We start from the raw sequence: 26,321 nt of genomic DNA, 5'->3' as shown, positions 1-26,321 counted from the left end.
GTGACTGAGCTGTTACTGAATGAGACGGGGAGTGGTCGTGATCAGGACTGTTGGTGCGATGGTGGGCTGCGCGGCGCTGGTGGCCGGTGGTGCATCGGTGGAGTCAACTCCACGGCAGACGATCCAGGTGTGGCTGACGCCGGACCTGGCAGGTGCCGAGCGGTTCGCCACCGCCGTCTCCACACCAGGCAGTCCTCTGTACCACCACTATCTGAGTCCTGATGAGTACACGGCCCGGTTCGGCCCGTCGCCCGCCGAGGCCGCGACCGTTGTCGACCAGCTGAGAGCGCGTGGCCTGACGGATGTGCAGGTCAGCAGCGACCGCTCGTACGTCTCAGCCACCGGCCCGTCGGCGAAGGCGCGGTCGTTGCCACCGATGGCGCTCGGCATGACCGGGCTCGGTGGTACGAGTGCTGCTTCAGCCCGGATGGCGCGCACTGCGAAGCCGACCTGCTCGCAGGACTGGGGCCAGCACGTGCAGACGGTCAAGCCGGCGTTCCGTGGTCTCACCAAGGCCTCGCTGCCGATCTGTGGGTACTCCGCTGCGCAGTTGCGTACTGCGTACGGCGCCAGCCCGGCCTTTACGGGCAAGGGGCAGACCGTGGCGTTGACCGAGAGCCTCGCGCCGACTGAGATGCTGCGAACGCTCCGCGAGTACGCGCGGCGGAACCACCTGCCGGCGCCGAAGGCCGACCAGTACAAGGAAATCCACCTCGGTGGCAGCTGCGGCCAGACCTCTCGGAGCGCGGCGCCGTACAACGACGAGGCCGAGATGGACTCCGAAGCGGTCTACGCGATGGCGCCGGAGGCCAAGCAGCTGATGGTTGTCGGAGGCGGCTGCGACGAGGACCAGGCCCTGCTCAGCGCGGTCGCCGCCGTACTGAAAGGTGACGGCCATCGCCCGAGCGCCTCGATCGTCTCGAACTCCTGGCAGATCCCGATCGGCGACGTACCGCCGAAGACCGTGCACGCCCTCGCCGTCCGCGCAGCCGCCGAAGGTGTCGGCCTGTACTTCTCCTCCGGCGACACCCCCGGCCTGACGACCACCGCCTCGGATCCGTTCGTAACAGCCGTCGGCGGTACGACGATGGGCCTCGACGCGCGGGGCAAGCGCGTGTTCGAGACGGGCTGGTCGAACGAGACCGCGATCCCGGACGGCGGCAAGTGGAGCGGCGTGGGGCTGACGTCGGGTGGCGGCGGGACCAGCCTCGGCTACGCGCAACCGGCGTACCAGAAGGGCGTCGTCCCGGCGTCGATGTCGCACGTCCGGATCGGCGGGAAGACTGTGGTGAACCGGACGGTGCCCGACATCTCGGCCGTCGGTGACCTCGACACGGGCATGCTGACGGGCTACACAGACTCGGACAGCAAGCGCTACGTGACACAGGTCAACGCAGGGACGAGCCTGTCCGCGCCGTTGGTCGCAGGACTCGTCGCCGACGCACAACAGGGCCGGCATGCCTTCGGCTTCATCAACCCGCTGATCTACCGCCTGCACGGCACCCCTTCGTTCCGCGATGTGCTGCCTCTCCCTGCAACCACACCCCAGCAGAACCGCGCCGCCTTCATCCCGGCCAACGGCACCGACAGCGCGTCCCTGGACGTCTTCGACTCCCACGACCGCACGGAAACCGACCAGGTCACCGTCAAGGGTTACGACACCGTGACCGGAGTAGGCACCCCGAACGGCCTCCCGTTCATCCTCGGCCTCCGCCTGACCGGCACCCGCGGATAAAACCGAAGGCCCGGACCATCAGGTCCGGGCCTTCGTTCCGTAGCGGGGGCAGGATTTGAACCTGCGACCTCTGGGTTATGAGCCCAGCGAGCTACCGAGCTGCTCCACCCCGCGTCGTTGTGTCTTTAGTTTAGAGGATCCGGGCCGAGCAACCAAATCGGTTCCCGGAGCGGCGAAAACTCGTTCCGCCGGGGCGGCGCCGGGCGTACCGTCCGAGTATGTCCCGACCAGTCCTCCGCCCGTTCGAGGAGGCCGATCTTCCAGCTGCGGCCGGCCTGCTCGCGCAGCGGCATCGGGCACATCGCAAGCGTCACCCGCTGCTCCCTGCCGACTACGAGGACGAACGGCTCGCGCTCGTCGAGGTGACCGCGGTGTGGGAGACCGAGGGCGCGTCCGGTGCGGTCCTGGCCGAGGACAACGAGCTGACCGGTTACTTGCTGGCGGCACCGAAGCCCGCCGCGGTGTGGGGCCCGAACATCTGGGTCGAGGCGGCCGGTCACGCCGTACGTGAGCCGGAACACATCCGCGACCTGTACGGCGCCGCGGCCGCGCAATGGGTCGATGCGGGACGTACGGCGCATTACGCGCTGGTGCCCGACGATCCCGACCTGGTGGACGCGTGGTTCCGGCTGGGGTTCGGGTCGCAGCACGCGCACGCGATCCGCCCGGTGCCGTCGTACCGCGTGGCGCCTGCTCGCGATCTCGTCGTACGTCGGGCGACGCGCGCGGACATCCCGGTACTCGCGGAGCTCGACCTGGAACTGCCGCGGCATCAAGGGCGCTCGCCGGTGTTCTCGGCCGGGGAAGTGGGGACGTACGAGGAGGCGGTCGCGGACTGGGAGGAGTCGATCGACGATCCGGACTACGCGACGTTCGTTGCCGTGCACAACGGTGAGGTCATCGGGTCGTCGATCGGGTGCTCGCTGGATCGGTCGAGCGCGCACAGCGGGCTGGCGAGGCCGGACAACGCGGGCTTCCTCGGGTTTGCCGCCGTACTGCCGTCTGCTCGCGGGCTCGGTGCCGGGCGGGCGTTGGGTGAGGCTGTGCTGCAGTGGGCTGCGGAGACCGGGTACAGCTCGGTAGTGACGGACTGGCGGGTGACGAACCTGCTGTCGTCCCGGACGTGGCCGCGGCTCGGGTTCCGGCAGACGTTCCATCGGCTGCATCGGTTGATCGGCTACTGATCGCGGTTGTCCACAGGTTCGGATTCGCCTGTCCTGGGCACGTGGATCGCGGCACCTTCTTGGTCACGAAGGGCGTCTCGCAGCAGGCGGGACGCCGTCCTTCCCCAGGAGGCAGTCATGTCGCGTTCATCTTTCGGTTCCCGAGTCATGCCGTCCGCCCGTCGTATCGTGGCCGGGACCGCGGTCGTCCTGGCCTCGTTGGGGCTGTCCACGACGACCGGGTCAGCAGCACCGTCGTATGCCTCCGTAGCACCATCCACCGAGCAGAAGGCTGGCACCTTGGACGGCTTCGTGATCGAGAACCTTCCCGACGGCATCGGCACGCCGAGCGACTTCGAGTACGAGTGGAACGACGTGTCCTTCCACAGCCGGGTCTGGGAGACCGGTCCGGATTCGGAGGACGCGTACAAGGTCGACCTGACCGTGAAGACGATCCGCGGCGAGCAGCTCACCGACCTCGAGACCCTGAAGGACTTCCTCGTCGAGTACGAAGAGAAGGATCCGGGCTGGCAGCTCACCCCGGTCAAGGTCGGCGGGTACGACGGCCTGTTCGCCGGCGACGAGGTGTTCTACTTCATCGAGCCGGGGGTCGCCGCCGAGGTGACGATCGACCACGAGCGCTTCACCGACGAGGACGTGCTCGACACCGCGGCCGGCTTCCGTCCCGAGCAGTCCTGATGCCGTAGGCAACCACCCGGACAGACGAACGGGGCGGCGACGCCGACGCACGGTCGGTGTCGCCGCCCCGGGAAGCAGCCCTGCGATCAGCCGGTCGGAGAGCTCGGCGGACTCGACGGTGTCGTCGAGGCCGACGGGCTCCCGGACGGTGTCGGTGACGGGGTCGCCGACGGCGTCGGCGTCACCGCCGCACCGGCGGAGGCACGGTCGAGCGCGGCCTTCATCTGGTTCACGTTCGTCTGGTAGCCGGCGAGATCGCCCCTCTTGAGAGCAGCCTGTGCCCGCTCGTAGGCGGCCTCCGCGTCAGCGAGGGCCTGCTTGACCGTCTGGTTCGTCTGTGCCGGCGGGGTCTTGGTTCCCGGCGGGTTCTCGCCCGTGTCGACGTTGGTGTTGAACACCTTGCCAAGGGCTTCCTGCAACGTCGTCCCGTAGGCGACGTTGTCCCCGAAGGACACCAACACGTACCGCAGGACGGGATAGTTGCCCGGCCCGCTGGTCCGCGACGAGTACACCGGCTGCACGTAGAGCAACCCACCGCCGAGCGGCAACGTCAGCAGGTTCCCGAACTGGGCTCTTGCGCCGCTGTTCGGCTGGTTGATCGGCAGCAACGCGGTTCTGATGCCTTCGTCGGTCTGGAACTTGTTGTACACCTGCCCCGGACCAGGTATCTGCAGGTTCCCCGGCAATCGCAGGATCCGGAACTTGCCGTAGTCCGGCGACGTGGCCTCGGAGTCGACCGCCATGAACGCTGTCAGGTTCTCCCGTTCACCGTTCGGCACGTACACCGAGGTCAGGGAGAACTTCGGATCGGTCTGATCCGGCATCCGCAACGAGAGATAGAAGGGAGGCTGACTGATTTGCGTCGACGAATCACCGCTGGCCGACACCGCGGTCGGGTCGGCGGGCACGCGCCACAGGTCGCTGTTCTGGTACCAGGTGCCGGCGTCGGTGACGTGGTACTTCGCGAGCAGGTCGCGCTGCACCTTGAACATGTCCTCCGGGTAGCGCAGGTGCGACATCAGCGCGGGCGAGATGTCCGACTTCGGCTTGACGGTGCCGGGGAAGGCCTTCATCCAGGTCTTCAGCACCGGGTCGCTGTCGTCCCACGCGTAGAGGTCGACCGTGCCGTCATAGGCGTTCACGACCGCCTTGACCGAGTTCCGGATGTAGTTGATCTTCTCGCTCGGCTGCTGCGCGATCGTGCCGCGACCTGTGGTGGTGTCCCGGGTGCTGTCGTCCAGCGCCACCTTCTCGGAGTACGGGTAGTTGTCCGAGGTGGTGTAGCAGTCGACGATCCAGACCACCTGGCCGTCCACGATCGCCGGGTAGGGGTCGCCGTCCGGCGTCAGCCACGGCGCCGCCTTCTCGACCCGGTCGCGCGGGCTGCGGTCGTAGAGGATCTTCGAGTCCGCGTTCACCCGGCTGGACAGCAGGATGTTCGCGTCCCGGAACTTGGTTGCGTAGAGCAACCGGTTGAAGAAGGAGCCGATCTTGACGCCACCCTTGCCCTCATAGGTGTTCAGCGTCGGATCTCCGCCGTTCTTGCCTTCCGGGGTGTCCAGCTCGACCGGCGAGGACCCCTTCGGGGCGCCGACGATCGAGTAGTCCGGCGACTGCTCGCCGAAGTAGATCCGGGGCTCGTAGTTGCCGAGATCGCCCTTCGGCGGCAGGTCCTTCTCGGTCCAGACCGGCGTACCGTCCGAGGCCCGTTGGTTGCCGTTCGCCGCGACGACGCCGTAGCCGTGGGTGTAGACGGTGTGGTCGTTGTTCCAGTTCCGCTGACCGGCGGGCAGCTTGTCGATCTGGACCTCGCGGGCCGCGATCACGGTGTCGCTGGTCTTGTCCTTGATCTTGTACCGGTCGACGTCCAGATCGGTCGGGAACGAGTAGAACCCACGGACCTGCTGGAGCTGCTCGAACGTCGGCCCGATCACGGTCGGGTCGATCAGCCGGATCCCGGGCAGGACCTCGGCGTCCGCGGTGAGCTCGCTCGGCTTCGCCGTGGTCTGCGCCTCGTACTCGGTGACCTGAGTGTTCTCGAGCCCGTAGGCCTGCCGCGTGGCTTCGATGTTCTTGGTGATGTACGGCGCTTCCTTCACCGGCTCGCTCGGGCGTACCCGCAACTGCTGGAGGGCGGCCGGCCAGAGCGCACCGAGCAGGATCGCCGACAGGATCAGCACGACCGTGCCGACTCCGGGCAGCAGCCACGTCCGCCGGACCACGTTCGCGAAGAACAGTCCGGCGCACAGGACAGCGATGACCGCGAGGATCTCCTTGCTGGGCAGGATCGCGTTGTCGCCGGTATAGGAGATACCGGTGAAGAGTCTGCCGTCGGACGTCGTCTGGCCGAAGCGGTCCAGCCAGTAGCTGAACGCCTTGAGCAGCACCAGCAGCCCGAGCAGCACCGAGAACTGCACCTGCGCCGCACCGGAGGCCTTCTGCCCCTTGGCGGACGGGCGGAACCCGCCGTACAGGTAGTGCGTGATGATCGCGGCGACCAGCGACAACAGCACGATCGAGTACCCGAAGCCGAGCAGCACCCGCAGCCACGGGTAGTCGAAGACGAAGAACGAGATGTCCTTGTTGAAGTGCTTGTCGGTGACACCGAAGGACGTCCGGTTCTTCCAGGCCAGGAAGACCTTCCACTCCCCCGACGCGGCCGAGCCACCGAAGATCAGCATCAGCGTGGCGACGACGCCGACCGCGATCTTCGCGTGCTGCTGCAGCAGATCGCCGTACCGCTCGAATCCGGGGGTGGGCGACGGGGCGAGCGCGACCCGCGGGCGAGCGCGGAAGGCGACGACGATGTTCGCAACGACGGCCGCGGCCATCAGCAGGCCGACGACCACGAAGAGCAGCACCCGGGTGCCGAGCACGGTGCTGAACACCGTGCCGAATTCGATCGAGCGGTACCAGAGCCGTTGGGTCCAGACGTCGGTGAAGACACTGAACAGGATCAGCAGGACGATCAGCGTGGCGATCGTCGGCAGCAGGGCACGAGGACGACCGCCGGGGCGTCGCGTCCTCCGGGCAGGCGGCTCGTCCGGCATGTCGTAGACGCCGTCGCTCATGGTCGCTTCTCCTCGTCGTCGCCATCGACCCCGGAACCCACGCCCGACCGGCTGCCGGCCGAAGGTTCGAATGTCAAAGACAGTACTTCGCACAGCGTGGGGACCAAGTCGACGCCGGTGAGCACCGCACTGTCCTCGTCGTGCGCGCGCAACCGGACGGCGCCGAACCGGCCACCCTCGCGGAGCACCGCCGCGACCATCCGGACCTCGTGCCGGCGCGGGTCACTGCCCGCCAGCCGGGCCAGCTCGGCGTCGGACTCGACACTGGACAGCCCGGACTCGGCCGCCGCCGGCAGCACGATCCGCTCGATCGCCAGCGCACAGCCGGCGACTCCGTCCGGCCACTCGATCCGGCCGAGGGCATCGGCCAGGTTGTCGTCGTCGACGCCGCCGGGAAGCTCGCCCTGGGCGACCGGGGTCAGCGGCTGGGACGCGTCCTCGGCGCCGAGTTCGGCGGCCAGTTGGGGTTCGGCCCGGAGCAGTTCCGCGGTCGGGACCAGCGCGAACAGCTGCGCGGGCTGGTCCCAGCCCGCGCTGCTCACGTGCTTCTCGATCTCGACGACCGCGCTGCTGAGTGCGTCAGGAGGCAGCGTTCCTACGGATTCCATGCCGGCTGATCTTCCCTTCGGCTGGCCGGTTCGTTCAGGTCGTTCAGGTGGCTCGTCAGCTGCACGACGGCACATCCCCCGTGCCGCTGGCGATCGCCTTCAGCGCGCTGATCGCGCCGCTCAGCGTGCTGATCTTCACCAATTGGATGCCGCTGACGTCCGCGTGCAGTGCGGCCGCGCAGTTCGGCGCCGGGACCAGGAACACCGTGGCGCCGTCGTTCTTGGCGCCGGCGATCTTCTGCTGGATACCGCCGATCGCGCCGACCTGGCCGAGCGCATCGATCGTCCCGGTCCCGGCTACGTGCTTCCCGTTCAGCAGCGGACCCGGGGTCAGCTTGTCATAGATGGCCAGCGCGAACGCGGTGCCCGCACTCGGTCCGCCGATGTCCTGGCCGAGGTTCACCGTCACCTTGACCGAGGAGTCAACGCCGATCGTGATTCCGACCATCGGCCGGGTCGGGTCGCCGGGGGTCGCGGCCGTCTTCAGCTCGACCGTCTGCTCGGCGGTGCCGCGGCGGATCAGGAAGACCACGTTCTGGCCGACCTTGTGCTTGCGGACCAGGTCACCGACCTGCGGGATCTGCGTCACGGTGTGGCCGTCGACGGCGAGCACCAGGTCGCCGGCCTTCAGCTTGCCCTGGGCCGGCGAGTTGTCGGCGACGCTCGCCACCTTGGTGTGGAACGGGACGTTCGCCGCCTGCAGCGCGGCCGCGACCGCACTGTCCTGGGATCCGGTCATCTCCGCGGTGTTCTGCTGCTCCACCTCGTCGGCGCTCTGGCTCGGCGGATAGATGATGTCGCGCGGGAACAGGTCGTGGTGCGGGTCCAGCCAGTTCCGCATCGCCTGCGGAAGGGTCAGTTGCCGGTCGGGCGAGGTGACCGACACGGTGGTCAGGTCCAGCTGCCCCGACGTCGGGAACGTCTCGTGGCCCGTGATCTCGATGACCGGCTTGTTCTTCGCCGACCCGAGGGTGTCCTTGACCGGCCCCGGGCTGAACGAGACGAACGGCACCGGGAAGGCGGTCACCAGTCCCAGCGAGACGACAAGCACGACGATCGAGGTGACCAATGTGGCGGTACGACGTGTCACGAACCCTGCCCTGCGATCTTGGTGGAGCCGGAGCCACGGTCCTCGGAGACCGGCTGATGATTACGACGACCCAGGCCCCGGCGACGTTCCGGAGTGGCCCGCGGACCGGGTGCCGCGAGCGCGGCGTTGAAGCGGCGGAACTCGTCCACCGAGGCGAACGGACCCCCGGACCGGCGTGGCTCGCGGCTGCGCCACCCGCGCCAGCCTGCCCAGCACATGGCGAGCAGCGTGGCGACCAGCGGGAACGCCAGCCACGCCAAAACCTTCATCCGGCCACCTTCATGCGCCCAGAGTACGTGTCAGTGCGCTCCTACCCACTCGCTGCCACCGTCCGCGAAGTGCTGGTGTTTCCAAATCGGGACCTCGGCCTTGAGGTCGTCGATCAACTGCCGGCACGCGGCGAACGCGACGTCCCGGTGCGAGGCGGCCACGGCGACGATCACCGCGGCGTCGCCGATCACCAGGTCCCCGGTCCGGTGCACGGCGGCCAGCGCGGTCACCGCGGGGTCGTCGCAGACACGCTGCGCGACCTTCCGCAGGTGCTCGAGCGCGTCCGGGTGCGCCTCGTAGCTCAGCCGGTCGACCGGCTTGTCCTGGTCGTGGTTGCGCACGGTGCCGATGAAAAGCGCAGTTCCGCCCGCCGTCGGGTCGGCGACGGCGGCCAGCACCTCGTCGCTGGACAGCGCACCGTCGCGAATGTCCAGCAGCCTGATCGCGTCGCTCATCCGTTCCTCATTCCCGCCGGGTCACCGACCTGCACACCCCACCATTCCATCCCCCGCCACGCAATTCTCCCTCCCGGCCCGGACATCCCCGACATCCGCTCCCGGTTCGGCGGTCCCGGGCGCTGCGGTGCGTGGTCCGGCGTACACCCGGAGGAACTGTTGCCCTGCTCACCTAGTTACGGGGCCGCCTCCCGGCTCTGCCTGCGGCGAACAGGAGAAGTACTGCGTTCACCCGGGGCGGAACTGGTGGGGCGAACCAGTACGTTTGGAGTAGTACGCCCCACCCGCACAGGAAGGCCCATCGATGAGCGACGAACCGGACAACCCGGACAACCCGTTCAAGGGAACGCCGTTCGAGGCCATGTTCTCGCAGTTCTCCGGTGCGGCCGGCGCGGGCGGCACCCCGGACCTGAACGCGATCTTCGCCCAGGTCCAGCAACTGCTCAGCGGTTCGACCGACGGCAAGCCGGTGAACTGGGACCTGGCCAAGGACATTGCCCGCAAGACAGTCTCCGCCGCCGGGGACCGGTCGATGTCCGGCACCGACAGCGACCGGGTCGCCGACGCGGTCCGCCTGGCCGAGCACTGGCTGGACGACGCGACCACACTGCCCGAGGTCTCCGCGACCTCGCAGGCGTGGAGCCGCGCCGAGTGGGTCGAGAACACGCTCCCGGTCTGGCAGACGATCGTCGACCCGGTGGCCGAGCACGTCGCCGGCGCCATGGGCAACGCCCTGCCCGCCGAGGCACAGCAGTTCGCCGGCCCGATGGCCGGCATGCTGCGGCAGCTCGGCGGATCGGTCTTCGGCGCACAGGTCGGCCAGGGTCTCGGCGAGCTCGCCGGCGAGGTCGTCAGCTCGTCCGACATCGGCCTGCCGCTCGGCCCGACCGGCCAGGCGATCCTGCTGCCGGACAACGTCGCCAAGTTCGCCGAAGGACTCGGTCTGACGGACGAGGACGTCCGGCTGTATCTGGCACTCCGCGAAGTCGCACACCAGCGGCTGTACGCCGGTGTGCCGTGGCTGCGGCAGCACCTGCTCGCCTCGGTCGCCGACTACGCGGCCGGTATCGAGGTCGACTCCGGCAAGATCGAGCGCGCCATGGTCGACATCGACCCGCAGAACCCGGAAGCCATGCAGGAAGCTCTTGCCGGCGGACTGTTCGAGCCAGAGGACTCCGAGCAGCAGAAGGCAGCCCTGGTCCGCCTCGAGACCACCCTCGCACTGGTCGAAGGCTGGGTCGACGACGTCGTCCGCGAAGCCACCAAGGACCGGATGCCGGCCGCCGTCCAGCTCGCCGAGACCGTACGCCGCCGCCGCGCGGCCGGCGGCCCCGCCGAGCAGACGTTCGCCACCCTCGTCGGCCTCCAGCTCCGCCCCCGCCGCCTCCGCGACGCCGCCAACCTCTGGGCCGCCGTCCGTGACGCCCGCGGCACCGATGGCCGCGACAACCTCTGGTCCCACCCCGACCTGATGCCCAGCACCAGCGACCTCGACGACCCCATCGGCTTCGCCCAACACGCCGGCGAACCGGCCAACATAGACATCACCGACTTCCTCGACGACCAGCCCCCCACCACCCCCGACGACACCCCCGAGCCCCCCACCGACACCCCCAAGTAGCGCCCCACCCACGACACACCACCCCCACAGGCTCTACAAACCACCCGATCCGCGCACCACGGCACCACCGCACCCCCGCGGCCCGCGGCCTGGGTGGCGCCGGCGCGCCGGTGCTGTGGCTGGTGCGCGCTCTGGTGCATGGGTCGCGGGGACGTGGTCGTTGGTCTGGGATTGGATGTGGTGTGACCCGGAAGGAACGGGGTCAACGTGGGCCGGGAGACTGGCGGCATGCTTCTAGCGGATGCTGTTGAGGTTTTGCAGGGGTGGAGTGCGCCGGATGAGGAGCAGGAGGAGCTGCGGCAGCACTATCTACGGCATCTGAGTGAGCATGCGAACGGCATGTGGAGGACATGCCGCCCCGAGCACGTGACGGCAAGCGCCCTGGTGGTTGATGCGCTCGGTGAGAAGACCCTGCTCACCCTGCACAAGACCGTAGGCCGATGGCTCCAGTTGGGCGGCCACTGCGAGCCCGGCGACACCACGCTGGCGGGCGCCGCTCTCCGCGAAGCAACCGAGGAATCCGGCCTGACCGGCCTAACAGTCACCCCGCAACCGCTCCAACTCTCACGGCATCTGCTCGAAGCAGGCGGCTGTGCAGGCGCATACCACCTCGACGTCCAGTTCCTGGTTACGGCAACGACAGACACGCAGTACGTCGTCAGCGACGAGTCCGAGGACCTCGCCTGGTTCCCCCTGAACGCCCTCCCGCCTGACACAGACACAAGCGTCCAAGCCCTGGCAACCCGCGCCCTCGCACGCCAACCCCGCCGTTAACCAGGCCCACCGACGCACGCACACCCTGTGGGCCGACCCAAGTCAGCCGGCCCACCTCCCCACAACAGAGCACCCCACCCACTCTGCTTCCCCGTACATCCCCGCTTCCCCCGTACATTCCCGCTCAGACCGACCCCCACCGGTCCAGCAGTCCCCCGTGCCCCACTGCCCCCCTGCTTGGACCCGTTCCCCCCGGCCGTTCCCGCCATTCCCCCGTACATCACGCCAACCGGCCCCCACCGGTCCAGCACCCCGAGCCTCCCCGCACTCCCCCACTTGGCCTGATCCCCCGGCCGTTCCCGCCATTCCCCCATACGTCCTCCGCTCGGCCCGCCCCGGACCGTTTTCCATCCCCCCGTCCGCGGCTTAGTCCGATCCTCGGACTGCTCCTGTCATTCCCCGTGCCCTCCCGCGGATGGACGGCCCCCCGGCGGTCCAGTTGTGTCCCGAGCCAGCCCGTACTCAACCACTGAGGCCGGGTCCCCCGACCCGCTCGCATCGCCTGGTTCCCCCGCCACATCCCCCCCCGTGTGGGCCGATCCCCGGGCCACTCGTGTGCCAGTGGGTCCGCCGTTAGACCGGGCCCCGGTGTTCCGGCCGTTCCCGTGCATCCCCCCGCAATCCCACTTGATCCCGGTCCCCCGACCGCTCCCATTCCCCGTGTTCCCCCGCCGCATCGCCGTACGGGTCGATCCCGGGCCATCGTGTCCCAGTGCGTCCCGCTTGGACTGGCCTTCGACGGTCCGATTGGTCCCGGTGCCTCCCCGCAGTACCGCCTTGGGCTCGGTCCCCCGACCGTTCCCGTTCTTCCCGACTGGTCCCCCGCGTTCGGGCTCGGTCCCCCGGCCGAGCTTGTTGATCCCCCGTTGGTGGTGCATCCCGTTGAGGTGGTGTTCAGGGTTTGCGTGGTCCCCCGGCCGCGCGGTTCCTCGGTGGGTTTGGTCCCCGTTGGTGGTGCGGTTGTGTAGCTGTGCGGGTGTTCGTCGGGTGCCGCCCCTGAACGGCATCGGCGAGGTGCTGGGCTTCCCCCGGAGGCCCTGCTGCATGGTGAACGAGCGGGGTGGGAGAAGGTGACGGGTCAGGAGTGACGAAGTATGGATCGGGTTGCGTCCCAGCCTTCCAGGCCTGGATCCAGTCGCGCTAGGTCAGCGTTCGATCGCAGACGGTGCCATCCTGGGCCTACCGCGACGGCGTGGCGGCGGGGCTTGTGTGCTTCGAGATCGGCGAGCGGGGTGTCGAAGGATGGGGCAAGGTCCGCGACCCAGCCGGCCACGGGGAGGTTGACGCCGATCGCCGCCAGGGTGCCGTCCTCGGCCGGGGTCACGGCGATGTCGGCGTGGCTGAGGGCGCGGAACAGCTTGCCGATCAGGAGTCCTGGCAGGTCGGGCACGTCGTACGACACGGCGACGACCGCCGCGGCTGGGCCCGCGAGTTCCACTGCGTGGAGGACGGATCGCGCGGGATCGACGGCGTACGTCGGTGTACCCGGCCAGGTCAATGCGCTCATCTCGGCGACGGCTGCGTCGTCGCCGGCGACCGCTACGGCGACGTCGACGCGGTCGAGGGCGGCGAGTACTTCGTACGTGTCCTCGGCCAGCGCGAGTCGCCAAGCGTCGGCGTCCCTGCCGGGGGGAGCCCACGTTCCGGTGCCAGGCACGACGACAACCACCACGCGGCGATCAGACGAGGTCATGCGGAAACACCACCGGCGGTGAGTCCAGCAGATCCGGCAACGAGGCTGCCGGTGGCGGTGGCGCTCGTGGTGGTGGTGGAAGCGAGGCGAGCAGTCGCGGAAGCCGGACCGGCGGAGCCGGGAGAGGGCGCGGCGGAGCCGGGAGAGGGCGCGGCGGAGCCGGGAGAGGGCGCGGCGGAGCCGGGAGAGGGCGCGGCGGAGCCGGGAGCGTTCGCGGCGGAGCCGGGAGCGTTCGCGGCGCAGCCGGATGCGGAGCTGGCGGCGACGGTGGCAGCGGGGCCGGTGGCAGTGGAAGGGCGGTGAGCGGACTCGGACGCAGGGCTGGCGGAGCCGGGAGCGAGGGCGGCGGAGCCGGAGCCGGGGGCGGCGGTGGTCGCGACGGTGGCGGCGGAGCCGGGGGCGGAAGCGGGGTGGGCGGTTGCGGAAGCTGGGGCGGGTGGGGTGTGGGGTGGGGGCGGTGTGGGTGGGGACGGGAGTGAGGGTGGTGGGGTTGGAGGTTGGTGGTCGTAGGTGGTGCGGGCGGTGGTGACTTCGGGCATGTGGGATTCGGCCCAGGACTTGATGGAGGCGATCAGGGGCATGAGGGTGCGGCCCAGGGGGGTCAGGTCGTAGTCGACGCGGACGGGGACGGACGGTGTGACGGAGCGGGTCAGGAGGCCGTCGCGTTCGAGGGAGCGCAGGGTTTGGGTGAGCATCTTCTGGCTGACGCCGGCGATTCGTCGGGACAGGTCGGAGTACCGCTGTGGGCCGTCGGCGAGGGCCGTGAGGATCAGCGTCACCCATTTGTCGCTGATCCGGTCCAGGAGTTGCCGCGCGGGGCAGGTCGCCAGGAACGCGTCGTACTCCCGGGCCGCCTCTTCACGACGCTGGGCTGCGGTGCGGGTCGGCATGGCTCTCCTCGTCGTTCGCTAGGCACTCCGAAGTGCGTACTTCCCAGCAGAGAGTAGCTCTCCGACAGTGGTGTTCAAATCCACGAATCAAGGAGTGAACGATATGCGCGCACTGGTGGCCCGGCGGCTCGACGGACCGGAGGCGATCGAGCTGGTCGAGACCGACGTAGCGGAGCCGGCCGCGGGGCAGGTACGGATCAAGGTGGCGGCAGCCGCGGTCAACCCCGTGGATCTTGCGGTGACGAGCGGGGCGTTGGTCGAGTTCGGGCTGACGGCGGCACGGGAGCAGTTCGGCCTCGGCTGGGACGTGGCTGGGCACGTGGACGCGGCAGGGGCGGGCGTTGAACTGCAGCTAGGTACGCCGGTTGTCGGCGTCGCGGACCTCCTGGCGCAGACGCTCAAAACGCACGCGGAGTACGTCGTACTGGACGAAGGAACGGTCACCCGAGCCCCTGAGGGCGTGGAACTCGTAAGAGCAGCGACGTACGGGCTCAACGGGCTCACCGCGCTGCAGGCCGTCAAGGCTGCCCAAGGCGAGTCAGTACTCATCACCGGAGCCGCAGGCGGTGTCGGCGGGTACGCCGTGGAGCTGGCGAAGCACCTGGGCAAGACAGTGATCGCCAGCGCAGCAGCAACCGACGAGCAGCTCGTACGCCGACTAGGCGCTGACCACTTCGTAGAGCGGACCGCAGACCTCGCTGCAGCGGTACGGCGGATCGCGCCGGCCGGCGTCGACGGTGTCGTGGACGCGGCCGTCGCGGGAATCGGTGCGCAGGAGGCTGTCCGCAACGGCGGGCGGCACGTACACCTGCAAGGCGGCCCGCGGCCCCCGCATCTGAGGGGCGTCACGGTGGAGCAACTGTTCGTCCATGTGAACCGCGACGAGCTGGCAGAGCTCACACGCCTCGTAGAAGCCAAGGCGATCTCAACAAGGGTCGCTGACACCTATGAACTCAGCGACGCGCAGCTGGCGTACAAGCGACTAGCGGAGGGCGGGGTCCGCGGGCGGCTCGTACTGGTTCCCTAGACGGCCGCCGGCTGCTCGGTGGTGATAAGGCCGAGGCGCAGGGCGGTCATGATCGCGTTGGCGCGGTTCGTTGCGCCGAGCTTGTCGTAGAGCCGTGATACGTAGGTCTTGGCTGTCGAGAGGCTGACGAACATCGAACCGGCGATGGCCGGCACCGACTGTCCGGTCGCCAGCAGCGACAGGACTTCCCGCTCCCGAGGGCTGAGCGCGAGGTTAGCGACTGCCGGCAGCGCAGCCTGCCCACGTCGAGCGAGAGCCGATGCGAGGCCTGTCGCGGTGAAGGACGCGGCCGCCACAGCGGCATGCCGGATCGCCCCGAGCACTTCGGCGTTCGGGGCGGTCTTGGCCACGAACGCCGACACCCCGGTCTCCAGGGCGCGGAAGAGAACGTCGTCCTCGTCATGCGATGTCAGTACGACGATGCCGAGCGACGGGTGCCGATCGCGCAACTCCCGGGCGAGCCGAAGGCCGTCGGCGTCCGGCAGGACCACGTCGAGCACCACGACATCGGGATGGGCGGCCGCGATCCGGGCGGGCGCCTCCGCGGCGAGACCGCACTCGCCGACGACGCTGATCTCCGCGTCGGCGCTGACAAGTCCGGCCAGCCCGTATCTGGTCAAGGTGTGGCCGTCGACGACAACGACAGTGATCGGTCCGCTCATGATTTGCCCCCGTGGAAGCCCCAGCGCAGCGTGACGACTATCACGTGCTGTAATGATCATCGGGCACTCGTCACAGGTTGTTACGCGGATCACGCTGGGTGTTTTTAATCTAAACGGCCTAAACACCTGGTTACCAAGTTGCGAACTCAACTAAGGGCAGCGCTGTACCAGGAGGCCAGCGGAGCCGCCGCGAACACGGCCAGCAGCACCCCACCGATCATGAACGGCCCGAACGGCAGCGCGGTCTTGCGGCCGCCACGCCTGCTCGCAAGGACAACGATGCCAACGATTGCCCCGAGCAAGAACGCGGCAAAGGCGCCGACCACGAAGGTCTGCCACGAGAGGAACGCCAGTACGCCGCCGACGAGCCCCGAGAGCTTCACGTCGCCCCATCCCATGCCGGCCGGATACACCAGCACGAGCGACAGGTAGAACCCGAACAACACCACCGCGCCGATGCCTGCGCGAACCAAGGCCCACCAGTCGTGCTGCCACGCCGCCGCACCCGCCAGCAGTACCGCGAGTACCGGATACGACGGAAGCACGATTGCGTTGGGCAACCGCCGTACGTCGAGATCGATCAGCGCGAGCGCCACGCCGGATCCGACGAACCAGAGGTACGCCGGAAGCGCGGCCACCGTTCCGAGCCGGACGGCGACCGCCGCGAACAGCAGTCCGGTCGTCAACTCGACGAGCGGGTACCGCACGCTGATCGGCAACCCGCAGTCCGCACACCGCCCGCGCAGAATCAGCCATCCGGCGACGGGGAGGTTGTGCCGCGTGCGCACAGGTCGCGAGCACCGCGGACAGTGCGACGGTGGCCTGACCACCGACTCGCCACGCGGCACTCGATACACCACCACGTTCAGGAACGAACCAACAGCCAGCCCTAGCAGGCCTGCAAGAGCGGCCGGCGTCATCACCGCATGCTCCAACTGAGGACGGTGATCTTCCGATCACCAGCCACGGGAGAGCCGGACGGATCGGTGATCTGTACCCGGGCGGTCAGTTGCAGCCTGCCCGACGGATCCGTCGAACAGTACGACGTCGTCACGCCGGCGCAGACGTACACCGTGAGGTCGACGATCGTGCTGGCGGTCCCGTAGCCGAGAGAATTGTCCGGCAGGTAGATGAGCGGGTTCGTTGTCGCGCTGCCGGTCGTCGTCAGCGACAGTCTTCTGCTGACGATCCCGAAGTTGAAGTACGGCTGCGCGGTGTTGTTGACCGCGATGTTGATACTTGCCTTCGGCGCGTAGACGAAACCCTCGAAGTAGAAGCTGGGCTTCGTACCGTTGCCGCCGTCGGAGATCAGATCGCAGCCGGCGACCGCGATCACACATCCGCTCTGTCCACGCACGGTGGTGGTCCCGTTCACGACAGTGGACTTGAGCCCGTAGACGGCAGTCGGGATCTGGTGTTCGGCGTAGGTCGCGCAGATCTCGGCGGACGAGCCCTTGGCGAAGGCGAGCTGGGTGTCCCCGCCGAACACGAAGGTCACGCCCTTGGCCGTGACCGAGTTGATCGGGTTCACGCAGGCGCCGGGGATCGCGGGTGCCGCGGAGCTGGCCGGTACACCGGGTTGCGTCAGACCGGGAATCGTTCCGCCGACCAGCGTGCCGTTGACGGTCCAGACGTGCGACGCACCCGACGTGAAGTCGAAGTAGTAGGTGCCAGGATCGAACAGCATCCAGGACGACTGGCAGTTGTTCAGCAGGTCCGCGTTGTTGTAGAAACCCGGCTGGAACTCCGCCACCTTGTTCTTGTTGTTGCAGGCAGGAACTCCCGCCGGCGCCACCGGTGGATCGCCGGCCAACGGGTAGTTCGGATCGCTGACCGGTGTCGTGATCTTGCTGCAGGCAGGCGTGATCGGGCCGATACAAGTACCGACGGCCTTGATCGGGACGCCGCCCGTGGCCGTCAGCTGTGCCTGCGAACTGTCGATGCCGGCATTCGAGACGATTCCGCCGTGGATCGTGATCTGCTTGTTGCTCTGCCCGTACACCTGTCCGTCCGTGACGTCGGTACCGAGCGTCAACAGCGCGTTGCCTGGCTTGTTGTCGACGCTGATCGGCACCGGCTCACCCTGCTGCCCGGTACCCGCCTCGCCTTTGCAGACGATCGACGCCGAACCCGCGGCGGATCCGTAGTCGCCGTAGCTCGCCGGATAGAAGCCCGGCAGCGCCAGCGTGTCCGAACCGCCGAAGCACTTGCTGCCGACGTCGTTCGCGAAGGTCGACCGGCGTAACTGGTTGATCGCGGCCTGCGCCGCCCCGTCGGCGTCGTACACCGTGGCTGCCTGGTCCCGCATCCCGATCGTGGTGCGCTGATTCGTGAAGGCCTTCGACAGCACGGCACCTGTGACCAGCCCGGCCGTGGTGATGATGACCATCACGATCACCAGAGCGGCGCCGCGCTCACCCCGTGTGCCTCTCATGACTGCCTCCGCTGCCCGGTCAGGGTCAGCGCATAGGACTGTCCTTTCCCGGACGGGTCCTTGACGTTGAACGTGAGCGTGATCTTCTGCGGTACGGCGCTGCCCGCGCCGGTGCACGACGTACCGCCGGAGCCTGTGCAGGCGACCGTGGGGACACCATCGAGCTCGTGGGCAAGGGTCGCCGTCGAGGTGAGCGAACCGGCATCGCAGCGCAACCGGATCAGGCTCCGGCCGCTTGTCACGTACGCGACCCGGACCGCACTCGCGTTGCCGTTCGCATCGAGCTCGTCCCAGCCGAGCGTGACGGTTGTCGTCGAACCGGCCGGCAGCGAACACGGGAACGCCACGTTGACGGACTGGGCCAGCGGGAAGGTTCTGGTACCGACGTCGTAAGACTGCCTGATCCCGACGCTGGCGACGTCCTGGGCCCAGTACGCCGCCGCGATCTGGGCGTCATGTGACTCGTCCATCCGCGCGGAAGCCAGACCGTCGGTACGGAGGAATCCGATCAGGACGTTGGCGAGCGGCAGCATCACGATGCCGATGATCACGACCGCCACCAGCATCTCGACCAGCGTGAAACCCTCCTCGCCGCGCCTCACGAGCAGGTCCCGTCAGCCATCCGGCACGGCTTCCGCAGAATCACGTCGAGCTGCTCCGAGGCGCGTGTGCCGTTCGATACGGTCAGCGTGATCTTCTGCAGGCCGGTGTCGCCGCTGCACGCGACCCAGGTCGATCCGCTCCAGCTGGATGCCGCACTGGCTGAGGCGGCGTACCCGGCCGGTACGAGCAGTCCCACGGTGGAAGGTGCGTACGAAGATGCAGAGGCACATGCCTGGTAGCCGGAACCGGCCACGTAATTCTCGACAGCCTCGGCGTACGAGCGGACCGTGGCGGCCGCGACGGCCTGCTTACGGTGGATGTCGGAGACCATGATCGACGTCGTCAGACCGGCCATGATCGCCACCACCGCAATGCCCATGAGGGCGACGGCGATCATCAGCTCGAGCAGCGACTCGCCGCGCTCGTCACGAGGCCCGGTCATGTCTGGACCTGCCGGAAGATGCCGTACATCGCGGATACCAGGGCGACCGCCACGAAGCCGACGATGATGCCCATGACGACGATGACGAGTGGTTCGAACAGGCCGATGAGCTTCTTCAGTTTGTAGTCGAGCTCGCCCTCGTAGTAGGTGGCCGTGACCTCGAGTTGGGTGTCGAGTGTGCCGGTGTCCTCACCGACGCGCATCATCTGCGCCGCGGTCTTCGGGAAGAGTCTCGTCGCGGCCAGTGGACCGGCGAGGCCCTCTCCCTCGAGCAGGGCCTCGCCCGCCACACCCAGCGCGCGACGGAAGACGAGATTCGGCAACGAGCCGGTGGCGACGCGGAGCGCCTCCGGCAGTTGTACGCCGGCACCGACCATCGACGCGAGGACCCGGCAGAAGCGCTCGACGAGGGCGAACCGGATCGTGCCACCGAGGACGGGCAGGGACAGGAACAGCTTGTCCCGCAGGTAGCGGCCGCCCTGCGCCTGCACGATGCCGAGAACCAGCAGGGCGAGTACGGCGGCACCGCCACCCAGGGCCCACCACCACGCGGTCAGGAAGTCGGTGACCGCGAGCAGCATCCGGGTCGGCAACGGCAGCGTCGCGTGCAGGCTGGCGAAGAAGTCCTTGAACCGTGGCAGGACGAAGGCCGCCAGCACGACCACCGTGACCATCGACATCGCCGCCACGATGGACGGGTAGATCATCGCCTGCTTGACCTTGCGCCGAGCCTCGAGGTCGCGCTCGAGGTATGTCGCCAACCGGCTGAGCACGGTGTCCAACTGACCGCTGAGCTCGGCCGAGCGAAGGATGCCCCGGTAGAACTCCGGGAAGATCTTCGGGTGCCGGTCGAAGCAGTCCGAGAGTTTCTCGCCGCCCCGCAACCCGTGCTCGACCTCGGCCATCATGCGGCGGACCGACGCGTTGTCGGACTCCGCTCCGAGCGAGTGCACGGCATCGATCAGCGGCAGGCCGGCCTTGATGAAGGCGCCGAGCTGCCGGGACAGGTGCATGACTTCTTCGCGCTTCACCCGGCGCGGGGTGATCTCCAGCTGCAGGACGCTGCGCTTCTCGGTGACGCGGATGTCGCGCAGCTCGCGTTCGTACAGCGCCAGCTCCGCGTCCTCGCGGCTCCCTGCCTTCGTGGTGCCCTTCGCGACCTGGCCGTTCGGTGCGGTTGCGACGTAGGCGTACTTCGTCATCGGTCAGCTCCCAACCCGATAGATAGACCGCATGACCTCACCGACGGTCGTGACACCCGCTGCGGCGAGCCGTACACCTTCCTCGGTCAACGTCCGCATGCCTTCGTACCGGGCTGCCTTGCGGATCTCCTCGTGCGAGGCCCGGTCCACGACCAGTTCGCGGATCGCGTCCGAGATCGGCATCAGCTCGTACACCCCGGTCCGCTCCAGGAACCCGGTCTGCGCGCAGTAGTTGCAGCCCGCACCACGGACAAAGCCGTCGCGCGGTGCTACACCACCCGCGCTTGCGAGGAAGGCGAGTTCTTCGGTCGGCGGTTCGTAGTACTCACGGCAGTTGGGGCAGATCCGCCGCACGAGCCGCTGCGAGACCACCGCGGTCACCGACGACGCCACGAGGAACGTCTCGATCCCCATGTCCAGCAGCCGATGCAGAGCGGTCGCGGCGTCCGTGGCATGCAGCGACGACAGTACGAAGTGACCGGTCAGCGCCGACTGCACGGCGATCCGCGCGGTCTCCACGTCACGCACCTCGCCGACCAGGATCACGTCCGGGTCCTGCCGCAGGATCGAGCGGAGCCCGCCGGCGAACGTGATGCCGGCCGCCTCGTTGATCTGGATCTGGTTGATCGAGTCGAAGGTGTACTCCACCGGGTCCTCGATCGTCATGATGTTCCGCTCCGGGCTGTTGATCTCGCCGAGCGACCCGTACAGCGTGGTGGTCTTGCCGCTTCCGGTCGGCCCCGCGCAGATCACCATCCCGTACGGCGCTCTCAGCAAGCTCGAGTACGCCGCGGCCTGCTCGTCCGGCATCCCGAGCTGCCCGAGCCGGAACAACGGCCGGCTCTTGTCGAGCAACCGGAGTACGACCTTCTCGCCGCCGACCACCGCCGTCGTGGACACCCGGATGTCGACCGGACGCCCCTCGACGTCCATGCTGATCTGGCCGTCCTGCGGTCGCCGGCGCTCGACGATGTTGAGGTCCGCGACGATCTTGATCCGGCTGACCACCGCAGGACCGATCGAGCCGGGCAGCTCGAGTACGTCATGCAGCGCGCCGTCGATCCGGTACCGAACCCGCACCCGGTCACCGTGCGGTTCGATGTGCACGTCAGAGGCACGGTCCCGCAGCGCCTGGGTGATGATCAGCTGCACGACCTGGACGACGGGAGCCTCGTCACTGGCACCGGTAGCGACGTCGCGGACATCCTTGCGGACAGCATCGCGAGCCGCGAACACCTTGACCCGGTCGTCGATCCCGCTCAGCGCACGGTACGCCGTACCGATCGCGTGCAGCACGTCCGTTGGCGCAGCGACCATGGCGACAACTCGACGGCCGAGTGCGGCCCGCAGGTCCTCCACGACCGACGGGTCGGCAACCGCGACGACGACCGCGTCGTCACGAGTCTCCAGCGGGACTGCTGCCAGATTGCGAGCCGTACGTTCGTCGAGCAGCGTGGCCGCGGCCGGGTCCGGACCGACCGTACGCAGGTCGACCAGGTCGAGGTGGTGCTGCTCGGCCAGCTGACGGGCACGGGTCCGCTCGATGTGCAGATCCTGTTCGGTGGCCGCCGGAACGATCTCCGGGCGCGGGTTCGGCGCGGCGTGCCGGGCTTCAGGCGTGTCGGCCTTGCGGAGCTTCATGCCGGTACCCCCGCCCGCAGCCGTGGCCTTGCCTCGACGTCCTTCGGGTACAGGCTGCGCGCGACGGCGTCGTCGTACGCGACGACGCCGTTCTGGACAAGTGCCGACAGCGACTGTTCGAGGGTGAGCATTCCGTCGCGCTGACCGGTGACGACCGAGTTGCGCAACTGGTGCGTCTTGCCTTCCTTGATCAGGTTCCGCACGGCGGCATCCGCGACCATGACCTCGTACGCGGCGACCAGGCCGCCACCGATCCGTGGGATCAGCCGCTGGTACACGACGCCCGTGAGTGCCGCCGCGAGCTGGACACGTACCTGTGCCTGCTGCTCAGCCGGGAAGACGTCGATGATGCGGGCCAGCGACTGTGCCGTGTCGTTCGTGTGCAGTGTGGCGAAGACCAGGTGACCGGTCTCGGCGATGGTGAGAGCGAACCGGATCGAGTCCAGGTCGCGCATCTCGCCGACCAGCAGGACGTCAGGGTCCTCGCGGAGCGCGGATCGCAGCGCGTCCGGGAAGCTCGCAGTGTCGCTGCCCACCTCGCGCTGGTTGACCGCGGAGAGCTTGTGGTCGTGGACGTACTCGATCGGGTCCTCGATCGTGATGATGTGACAGGCGCGGTCCGTGTTGATCTTGTCGATCATCGCTGCGAGGGTGGTCGACTTACCGGAGCCAGTGGGGCCGGTGACCAGTACGAGGCCCTGGTGGCGGCGGGTGAAGTCGTAGAGGACGGGCGGCAGGCCTAGCTCGTCCATGGTGGGTACGCGGCGCGGGATCATCCGGAGCGCCACGGCGATGTCGCCGCGCTGGGTGAACGCGTTGCCGCGGATCCGGGCCTCGTCGCGCCAGGAGAACGCGAAGTCGTGCTCGTGCCGGCTGTTCCAGGCTTCGTTGAGTACTTCGCTCAGCAGACTGCCGGTGTCGTCGCGGGTCAGCTTCTCCGTACCGGTGACGGAGTACAGGCTGCCGTGCACGCGGATCTGGGGCGGCATGCCCGCGGTCAGCAGGAGGTCGGTGCCGCCCGCGTTCCAGAGCTCTTCGAGCAGCAGGTCGACCCGGCTGCCACGAGCAAGACTGATCATGGTGCTCTCCAGGTAGTAGATGGAACCGGTGGAGAGAGGCGCTTGGGGTCGCCCCTCCCCACCGGGGCTTCAGGTGGTCAGCAGGCCCCGCCGCCGGTCAGCGCACCGGTGACGCTGCCGTCGGCGCTGTTGTAGGTGATCGTGTAGTTCGTCGACGACGGCTTCTCTTTCAGGAAGCCCTTCGGAGCTGCCGTGACGAGCAGGCCGTCGATCGAGGTGGCGTACTTCTGGTACTGGGCGTAGTACGCCTCCGATGCGATCTCGACGTTCTTCACGTCGGCCTTGCAGGCGGAGGCCTTGCCGGTGTCGGTGATGCCGCCGACGGCGAAGACGACGATCCCCGCGAGGATGCCGAGGATGACGATGACCATCAGGAGTTCGATGAGGGTGAAGCCGGACTCGTTCTTGCGGGCCTGGCGAATTCGGTCGAGCATGGTGGTTTCTCTTTCTGTACAAAGGATTTGGTGGTTGGCGGGCGTGCTACGCGGAGGGCGGGTCGCGGCTGCACCTCCCGTCGCTTCCGGCCAGGGAGTCCGCGAGTTCGCGGATCGCCTGGCTGACGGGGTGGTCCGGGTAGCCGACGGTGATGGGTTCGCCGCGGTTGATCGAGGCGGGTACGTCGGTCCAGTTGGGGAGCTGGACCGTGACCGGGCTGCGGAGCAACTGGTCCACGTCGGCGACGGTGAGGCCGGTCCGGCTGTCCGATCGGTTGACGACGACGGACCGCGCAGTCGCGTCGTACAGCACGTCGAGGACGTCGAGGGTCAGTCGCAGGTTCTTCAACGACGGGCGCTCGGGTGTCGCGACCAGCACCTGGTGGTCGGCCGCGTCGAGCGCCGCCAGTACCGAAGCGTCGAACTGAGCCGGGGTGTCGACGACCACGTAGTCGTACGCCTGCGGCAGTACGCGCAGCAGCTCGTCGATGAAAGCGTGCGGGATCTGTGCGGCGGCTCCCGGCCCGGTCGGGGCCAGGAGGCAGTCGAAATTGGGGCGGAACGACGTCATCAGTCCGGGCAGGTGCTCGGTGGTCAGAGCCCCGGCCCAGCGGACGGCGTCGCAGAGGCCCCGTTCGGAGCGCAGGCCGAGCACGCACGCGACGTCACCGAACTGCAGGTCCAGATCGACCAGGCAGACGCGCCGAGTACCCAGGGCGCACAAGGTGACGGCCAGGTTCGTGGCCACGGTTGTCTTTCCGCAGCCACCCTTGGCTGCGAAGACCGTGATGATGCGTCCGCACGACATTTCGACACCCCCCGGCGCCACTCTCTGTCACCGCACCAGGCGGCAACGCTGGATCAAGAGTGGTGTCCACCCGCGGGATCGTCACAGCGGGTGAACGGATGACAGGGCGTATCGTTCGGCCGACCTGTTGTCGGCTGAACGTACGACAGACTCAGCCGAGTGCGGAGTGCAACCGCAGGGCGACCTGGACGTCCAGGGCGCGCGTTGGGGACTGCCAGCCGTCGCCGAGTAGTGCGGTGATTCGGTCGAGGCGTTGTTGCACGGTGTTCGGGTGGATGTGGAGGGAGGTTGCGGCGCGGGTTGGGCTCTGGCCGGCGGCGAAGTAGGCCTGCAGCGTGCCGATGAGGTCGGTGCCGCGGCCGGCGTCGTACTCGAGCACTTGGCCGAGTACGTGTTGCACGTGGGCGTGTACGTCGACCTCGGACGCTCCCACGAGTCCTGCCACCCCGAGGTCGTCAGGCGTTGCGGATTCGCCCGTACGGCCCAGGCGGACCATCGTGGTGACCAGACGGGCTGCCTGGCGGTGCGCGTCCACCAGCGGCTCTCCCCACGCCGCAGGTCCCGTGACACCAACGGTGACGCCCGTACGCTTCGCAAGCTCGGACAGGTCCCGTGCTGCTGACGTTGGCTTCGTACGGGCGAACAGCAGCACCAGGTCTCCGCCGTACGGGCCAGCCAGCACCAGGCGGTCCTCCAACGGAGCAGACAGGCGGGCCAGTACGCCGGTGTGGTCGCCGCGGCACACTGCGACGACCAGGCGGTCGTTCCGGTGCTGAGGGGCCAGGAGCCGGAGTCTTTCGGTCAGGGTGCGTGGGTCGGCGCTGCCGCTGAGTACGTCGGCCAGCAGATCCGCCTGTGCACGTTGAGATTGCTCAGCAGCTTGTCGTCGGAACAGGAGCACCAACGCTGTGACAACGGCGGCCCGCTCGACGATGCGTTGGTCAGCACCGGACAGGTCGTCAGCACCGCCAATGACCAGCGCACCGAGCCGTTCGCCCTTGGCCGTCGCTGCTACGACCCAGCAGTCACCGCTGCGCGTCAAACGACCGGATGACGACTCCTGCCACGGAACCGGCGTACCAGGCACCTGTCCGGCGTTGGCCAGCTCGTTGCCGCTGGCATCGACCAGGACGACCCACACGCCCAGCAGCTCGGCCAACGCACCAGCGATCGCGTCCACATCGCCACCGGACAGCACGATCTCAGCGAAGCGGTCATGCGCGGCCGCTGCATGTTCCACGCCCGCATGTGCCGCGGAGAGCTGCTCCAGCGCGGCCGCGGTCTCCGCGGCGGCTCGCACCTGGACGATCGTCACAGCAGCCAGTGCCGCCATCGAGCCGAGCAGCGAGACCTCGTCACGGCTGAAGGGCCGGCGCGTCCGGTTGGAGGCGAACAAGACGCCCACGAACGCGCCATCGACGATGAGCGGCGTTCCGCAGATGGCCACCAGGCCTTCGTCGCCGACAGCGTGGTCGATGGTGGTCGTGTGCCGGAACCGCTGGTCAGCTGGGTAGTCAGCGGTCCAGTACGGCTTGTAAGTCTCCGCAACCAGACCGCCCAGTCCGGCTCCGAGCGGCAGCCTCACCTGCTGGAACTCTGCCGACACAGACCCGTCCGTTGCGCGCATGTACGTGTCGCCACGCGCGGGGTCGTACAGGGTCAGGTAGGCGACGTCCACTCCGAGCAGACTGCGGGTGCGGTGGACGATCGTGCCAAGGACCGCGCCTGGGTCGCGGGCTGACGCCAGCTCCCGCGCTACGTCGACCAAGGCGGACAGCTCGGCCTCGCGCTTCTTGCTGGCGTCCATGTCGGCCCGAATGCGCAAGGCGAGCTCCCGGGCGACCGCGTCCGCGCCCGCCGCCCGGGCCAGCTCGCTCCCGGGCGCGTCCTCGGCCAGTAGGCGCAGCAGCTCCTCCATGG

The 26,321-nt window shown here is 68.3% G+C and carries 24 protein-coding genes and 1 tRNA gene; 6 read left to right on the top strand and 19 right to left on the bottom strand.

The window, feature by feature from the left end; genetic code table 11:
• Positions 1-37: 37 nt before the first annotated feature.
• A complete protein-coding gene (locus ACQHIV_RS40745; protein ID WP_427889898.1) occupies positions 38-1,735 on the top strand; it encodes a S53 family peptidase in 1,698 nt (565 codons plus the stop codon).
• A 40-nt stretch (positions 1,736-1,775) separates the two neighbouring features.
• On the opposite strand, the gene ACQHIV_RS40740 is transcribed toward ACQHIV_RS40745, so the two are convergent.
• Positions 1,776-1,849 (bottom strand) — tRNA-Met (locus ACQHIV_RS40740).
• 104 nt (positions 1,850-1,953) lie between these two features.
• Between ACQHIV_RS40740 and ACQHIV_RS40735 the strand changes: the two genes are divergently transcribed.
• Together ACQHIV_RS40735 and ACQHIV_RS40730 are read left to right on the top strand one after the other, a co-directional pair.
• Complete coding sequence (locus tag ACQHIV_RS40735) at positions 1,954-2,919, top strand: N-acetyltransferase family protein (RefSeq protein WP_427889896.1); 966 nt, start codon at positions 1,954-1,956, stop codon at positions 2,917-2,919.
• Positions 2,920-3,036: 117 nt separating this feature from the next.
• Positions 3,037-3,597, top strand: a complete 561-nt coding sequence (locus ACQHIV_RS40730; protein ID WP_427889894.1) for a hypothetical protein — start codon at positions 3,037-3,039, stop codon at positions 3,595-3,597.
• 86 nt (positions 3,598-3,683) lie between these two features.
• Here the strand turns inward: ACQHIV_RS40730 and ACQHIV_RS40725 are convergent, their stop codons facing one another.
• Genes ACQHIV_RS40725 through ACQHIV_RS40705 form a run of 5 tightly spaced genes read right to left on the bottom strand, consistent with a single transcriptional unit; the run spans position 3,684 to position 9,091 of the window.
• Positions 3,684-6,668 carry a UPF0182 family protein gene (locus ACQHIV_RS40725; protein ID WP_427889892.1) on the bottom strand — a complete coding sequence of 995 codons (2,985 nt, stop codon included), beginning with the start codon at positions 6,666-6,668 and terminating at the stop codon, positions 3,684-3,686.
• Entirely contained in the window at positions 6,665-7,276 is a 612-nt protein-coding gene (locus ACQHIV_RS40720) for a PPA1309 family protein (protein ID WP_427889890.1), read from the bottom strand. The genes ACQHIV_RS40725 and ACQHIV_RS40720 overlap by 4 nt, the downstream gene beginning before the upstream one ends.
• 55 nt (positions 7,277-7,331) lie before the next feature.
• Complete coding sequence (locus ACQHIV_RS40715) at positions 7,332-8,366, bottom strand: YlbL family protein (protein ID WP_427889889.1); 1,035 nt, start codon at positions 8,364-8,366, stop codon at positions 7,332-7,334.
• Positions 8,363-8,635, bottom strand: coding sequence for a hypothetical protein (locus tag ACQHIV_RS40710; protein WP_380194208.1), 273 nt, complete (start codon positions 8,633-8,635; stop codon positions 8,363-8,365). The genes ACQHIV_RS40715 and ACQHIV_RS40710 overlap by 4 nt, the downstream gene beginning before the upstream one ends.
• Positions 8,636-8,665: 30 nt before the next feature.
• Positions 8,666-9,091, bottom strand: coding sequence for a molybdenum cofactor biosynthesis protein MoaE (locus tag ACQHIV_RS40705; protein WP_427889887.1), 426 nt, complete (start codon positions 9,089-9,091; stop codon positions 8,666-8,668).
• A gap of 304 nt (positions 9,092-9,395) precedes the next feature.
• Between ACQHIV_RS40705 and ACQHIV_RS40700 the strand changes: the two genes are divergently transcribed.
• Both ACQHIV_RS40700 and ACQHIV_RS40695 read left to right on the top strand, forming a co-directional pair.
• A complete protein-coding gene (locus tag ACQHIV_RS40700) occupies positions 9,396-10,712 on the top strand; it encodes a zinc-dependent metalloprotease (protein WP_427889885.1) in 1,317 nt (438 codons plus the stop codon).
• A gap of 228 nt (positions 10,713-10,940) precedes the next feature.
• Positions 10,941-11,486, top strand: a complete 546-nt coding sequence (locus ACQHIV_RS40695; protein ID WP_427889884.1) for an NUDIX hydrolase — start codon at positions 10,941-10,943, stop codon at positions 11,484-11,486.
• A 1,078-nt stretch (positions 11,487-12,564) separates the two neighbouring features.
• On the opposite strand, the gene ACQHIV_RS40690 is transcribed toward ACQHIV_RS40695, so the two are convergent.
• Positions 12,565-13,179 (bottom strand): DUF2064 domain-containing protein, encoded by a 615-nt coding sequence (locus tag ACQHIV_RS40690; RefSeq protein ID WP_427889883.1) that lies wholly within the window; start codon positions 13,177-13,179, stop codon positions 12,565-12,567.
• Positions 13,176-14,069, bottom strand: coding sequence for a winged helix-turn-helix transcriptional regulator (locus ACQHIV_RS40685; RefSeq protein WP_427889881.1), 894 nt, complete (start codon positions 14,067-14,069; stop codon positions 13,176-13,178). Before ACQHIV_RS40685 ends, ACQHIV_RS40690 begins: the two co-directional genes overlap by 4 nt.
• A gap of 103 nt (positions 14,070-14,172) precedes the next feature.
• On the opposite strand from ACQHIV_RS40685, the gene ACQHIV_RS40680 reads away from it, so the two are divergent.
• A complete protein-coding gene (locus ACQHIV_RS40680; RefSeq protein WP_427889879.1) occupies positions 14,173-15,096 on the top strand; it encodes an NADP-dependent oxidoreductase in 924 nt (307 codons plus the stop codon).
• Here the strand turns inward: ACQHIV_RS40680 and ACQHIV_RS40675 are convergent.
• From ACQHIV_RS40675 to ACQHIV_RS40625, 11 genes are all read right to left on the bottom strand, one after another.
• A complete protein-coding gene (locus tag ACQHIV_RS40675) occupies positions 15,093-15,758 on the bottom strand; it encodes a response regulator transcription factor (protein ID WP_427889878.1) in 666 nt (221 codons plus the stop codon). The two genes, ACQHIV_RS40680 and ACQHIV_RS40675, sit on opposite strands and share 4 nt — an antisense overlap.
• A 146-nt stretch (positions 15,759-15,904) precedes the next feature.
• Entirely contained in the window at positions 15,905-16,678 is a 774-nt protein-coding gene (locus ACQHIV_RS40670) for a prepilin peptidase (protein ID WP_427896663.1), read from the bottom strand.
• Positions 16,678-18,192 (bottom strand): hypothetical protein, encoded by a 1,515-nt coding sequence (locus tag ACQHIV_RS40665; RefSeq protein ID WP_427889876.1) that lies wholly within the window; start codon positions 18,190-18,192, stop codon positions 16,678-16,680. The genes ACQHIV_RS40670 and ACQHIV_RS40665 overlap by 1 nt, the downstream gene beginning before the upstream one ends.
• Positions 18,189-18,794, bottom strand: a complete 606-nt coding sequence (locus ACQHIV_RS40660) for a PulJ/GspJ family protein (RefSeq protein WP_427889874.1) — start codon at positions 18,792-18,794, stop codon at positions 18,189-18,191. The genes ACQHIV_RS40665 and ACQHIV_RS40660 overlap by 4 nt, the downstream gene beginning before the upstream one ends.
• Positions 18,791-19,237, bottom strand: a complete 447-nt coding sequence (locus ACQHIV_RS40655) for a type IV pilus modification PilV family protein (protein ID WP_427889872.1) — start codon at positions 19,235-19,237, stop codon at positions 18,791-18,793. Before ACQHIV_RS40655 ends, ACQHIV_RS40660 begins: the two co-directional genes overlap by 4 nt.
• Positions 19,234-20,439: a type II secretion system F family protein gene (locus tag ACQHIV_RS40650; protein ID WP_427889870.1), complete on the bottom strand. Its 1,206-nt coding sequence runs from the start codon at positions 20,437-20,439 to the stop codon at positions 19,234-19,236. Before ACQHIV_RS40650 ends, ACQHIV_RS40655 begins: the two co-directional genes overlap by 4 nt.
• Positions 20,440-20,442: 3 nt before the next feature.
• Positions 20,443-22,080, bottom strand: a complete 1,638-nt coding sequence (locus tag ACQHIV_RS40645; RefSeq protein ID WP_427889868.1) for a GspE/PulE family protein — start codon at positions 22,078-22,080, stop codon at positions 20,443-20,445.
• Positions 22,077-23,159 carry a type IV pilus twitching motility protein PilT gene (locus ACQHIV_RS40640; protein WP_427889867.1) on the bottom strand — a complete coding sequence of 361 codons (1,083 nt, stop codon included), beginning with the start codon at positions 23,157-23,159 and terminating at the stop codon, positions 22,077-22,079. Before ACQHIV_RS40640 ends, ACQHIV_RS40645 begins: the two co-directional genes overlap by 4 nt.
• Positions 23,160-23,236: 77 nt before the next feature.
• On the bottom strand, positions 23,237-23,593 hold the full coding sequence (locus ACQHIV_RS40635) for a type II secretion system protein (RefSeq protein WP_427889865.1): 357 nt from the start codon (positions 23,591-23,593) through the stop codon (positions 23,237-23,239).
• Positions 23,594-23,639: 46 nt separating this feature from the next.
• Positions 23,640-24,401, bottom strand: a complete 762-nt coding sequence (locus ACQHIV_RS40630; protein ID WP_427889863.1) for an AAA family ATPase — start codon at positions 24,399-24,401, stop codon at positions 23,640-23,642.
• Positions 24,402-24,552: 151 nt separating this feature from the next.
• Positions 24,553-26,319 (bottom strand): helix-turn-helix domain-containing protein, encoded by a 1,767-nt coding sequence (locus ACQHIV_RS40625; protein ID WP_427889861.1) that lies wholly within the window; start codon positions 26,317-26,319, stop codon positions 24,553-24,555.
• Positions 26,320-26,321: the final 2 nt, after the last annotated feature.

It is taken from the genome of Kribbella polygonati, assembly GCF_050320105.1.
Taxonomy (GTDB): Bacteria; Actinomycetota; Actinomycetes; order Propionibacteriales; family Kribbellaceae; genus Kribbella.
Note: the sequence above shows the minus strand (reverse complement) of the source record. Positions and strands in the feature narration are given on the sequence as shown.

Bases quoted from the DNA above. Each gene is read 5' to 3' on its own strand.
- ACQHIV_RS40700 (WP_427889885.1), top strand. From the start codon at position 9,396: ATGAGCGACGAACCGGACAACCCGGACAACCCGTTCAAGGGAACGCCG.
- ACQHIV_RS40725 (WP_427889892.1), bottom strand. From the start codon at position 6,668: ATGAGCGACGGCGTCTACGACATGCCGGACGAGCCGCCTGCCCGGAGG.
- ACQHIV_RS40635 (WP_427889865.1), bottom strand. From the start codon at position 23,593: ATGCTCGACCGAATTCGCCAGGCCCGCAAGAACGAGTCCGGCTTCACC.
- ACQHIV_RS40665 (WP_427889876.1), bottom strand. From the start codon at position 18,192: ATGAGAGGCACACGGGGTGAGCGCGGCGCCGCTCTGGTGATCGTGATG.
- ACQHIV_RS40695 (WP_427889884.1), top strand. From the start codon at position 10,941: ATGCTTCTAGCGGATGCTGTTGAGGTTTTGCAGGGGTGGAGTGCGCCG.
- ACQHIV_RS40630 (WP_427889863.1), bottom strand. From the start codon at position 24,401: ATGTCGTGCGGACGCATCATCACGGTCTTCGCAGCCAAGGGTGGCTGC.
- ACQHIV_RS40685 (WP_427889881.1), bottom strand. From the start codon at position 14,069: ATGCCGACCCGCACCGCAGCCCAGCGTCGTGAAGAGGCGGCCCGGGAG.
- ACQHIV_RS40625 (WP_427889861.1), bottom strand. From the start codon at position 26,319: ATGGAGGAGCTGCTGCGCCTACTGGCCGAGGACGCGCCCGGGAGCGAG.
- ACQHIV_RS40730 (WP_427889894.1), top strand. From the start codon at position 3,037: ATGTCGCGTTCATCTTTCGGTTCCCGAGTCATGCCGTCCGCCCGTCGT.
- ACQHIV_RS40690 (WP_427889883.1), bottom strand. From the start codon at position 13,179: ATGACCTCGTCTGATCGCCGCGTGGTGGTTGTCGTCGTGCCTGGCACC.
- ACQHIV_RS40710 (WP_380194208.1), bottom strand. From the start codon at position 8,635: ATGAAGGTTTTGGCGTGGCTGGCGTTCCCGCTGGTCGCCACGCTGCTC.
- ACQHIV_RS40720 (WP_427889890.1), bottom strand. From the start codon at position 7,276: ATGGAATCCGTAGGAACGCTGCCTCCTGACGCACTCAGCAGCGCGGTC.
- ACQHIV_RS40655 (WP_427889872.1), bottom strand. From the start codon at position 19,237: ATGACCGGGCCTCGTGACGAGCGCGGCGAGTCGCTGCTCGAGCTGATG.
- ACQHIV_RS40735 (WP_427889896.1), top strand. From the start codon at position 1,954: ATGTCCCGACCAGTCCTCCGCCCGTTCGAGGAGGCCGATCTTCCAGCT.
- ACQHIV_RS40640 (WP_427889867.1), bottom strand. From the start codon at position 23,159: ATGATCAGTCTTGCTCGTGGCAGCCGGGTCGACCTGCTGCTCGAAGAG.
- ACQHIV_RS40680 (WP_427889879.1), top strand. From the start codon at position 14,173: ATGCGCGCACTGGTGGCCCGGCGGCTCGACGGACCGGAGGCGATCGAG.
- ACQHIV_RS40705 (WP_427889887.1), bottom strand. From the start codon at position 9,091: ATGAGCGACGCGATCAGGCTGCTGGACATTCGCGACGGTGCGCTGTCC.
- ACQHIV_RS40675 (WP_427889878.1), bottom strand. From the start codon at position 15,758: ATGAGCGGACCGATCACTGTCGTTGTCGTCGACGGCCACACCTTGACC.
- ACQHIV_RS40650 (WP_427889870.1), bottom strand. From the start codon at position 20,439: ATGACGAAGTACGCCTACGTCGCAACCGCACCGAACGGCCAGGTCGCG.
- ACQHIV_RS40670 (WP_427896663.1), bottom strand. From the start codon at position 16,678: ATGACGCCGGCCGCTCTTGCAGGCCTGCTAGGGCTGGCTGTTGGTTCG.
- ACQHIV_RS40645 (WP_427889868.1), bottom strand. From the start codon at position 22,080: ATGAAGCTCCGCAAGGCCGACACGCCTGAAGCCCGGCACGCCGCGCCG.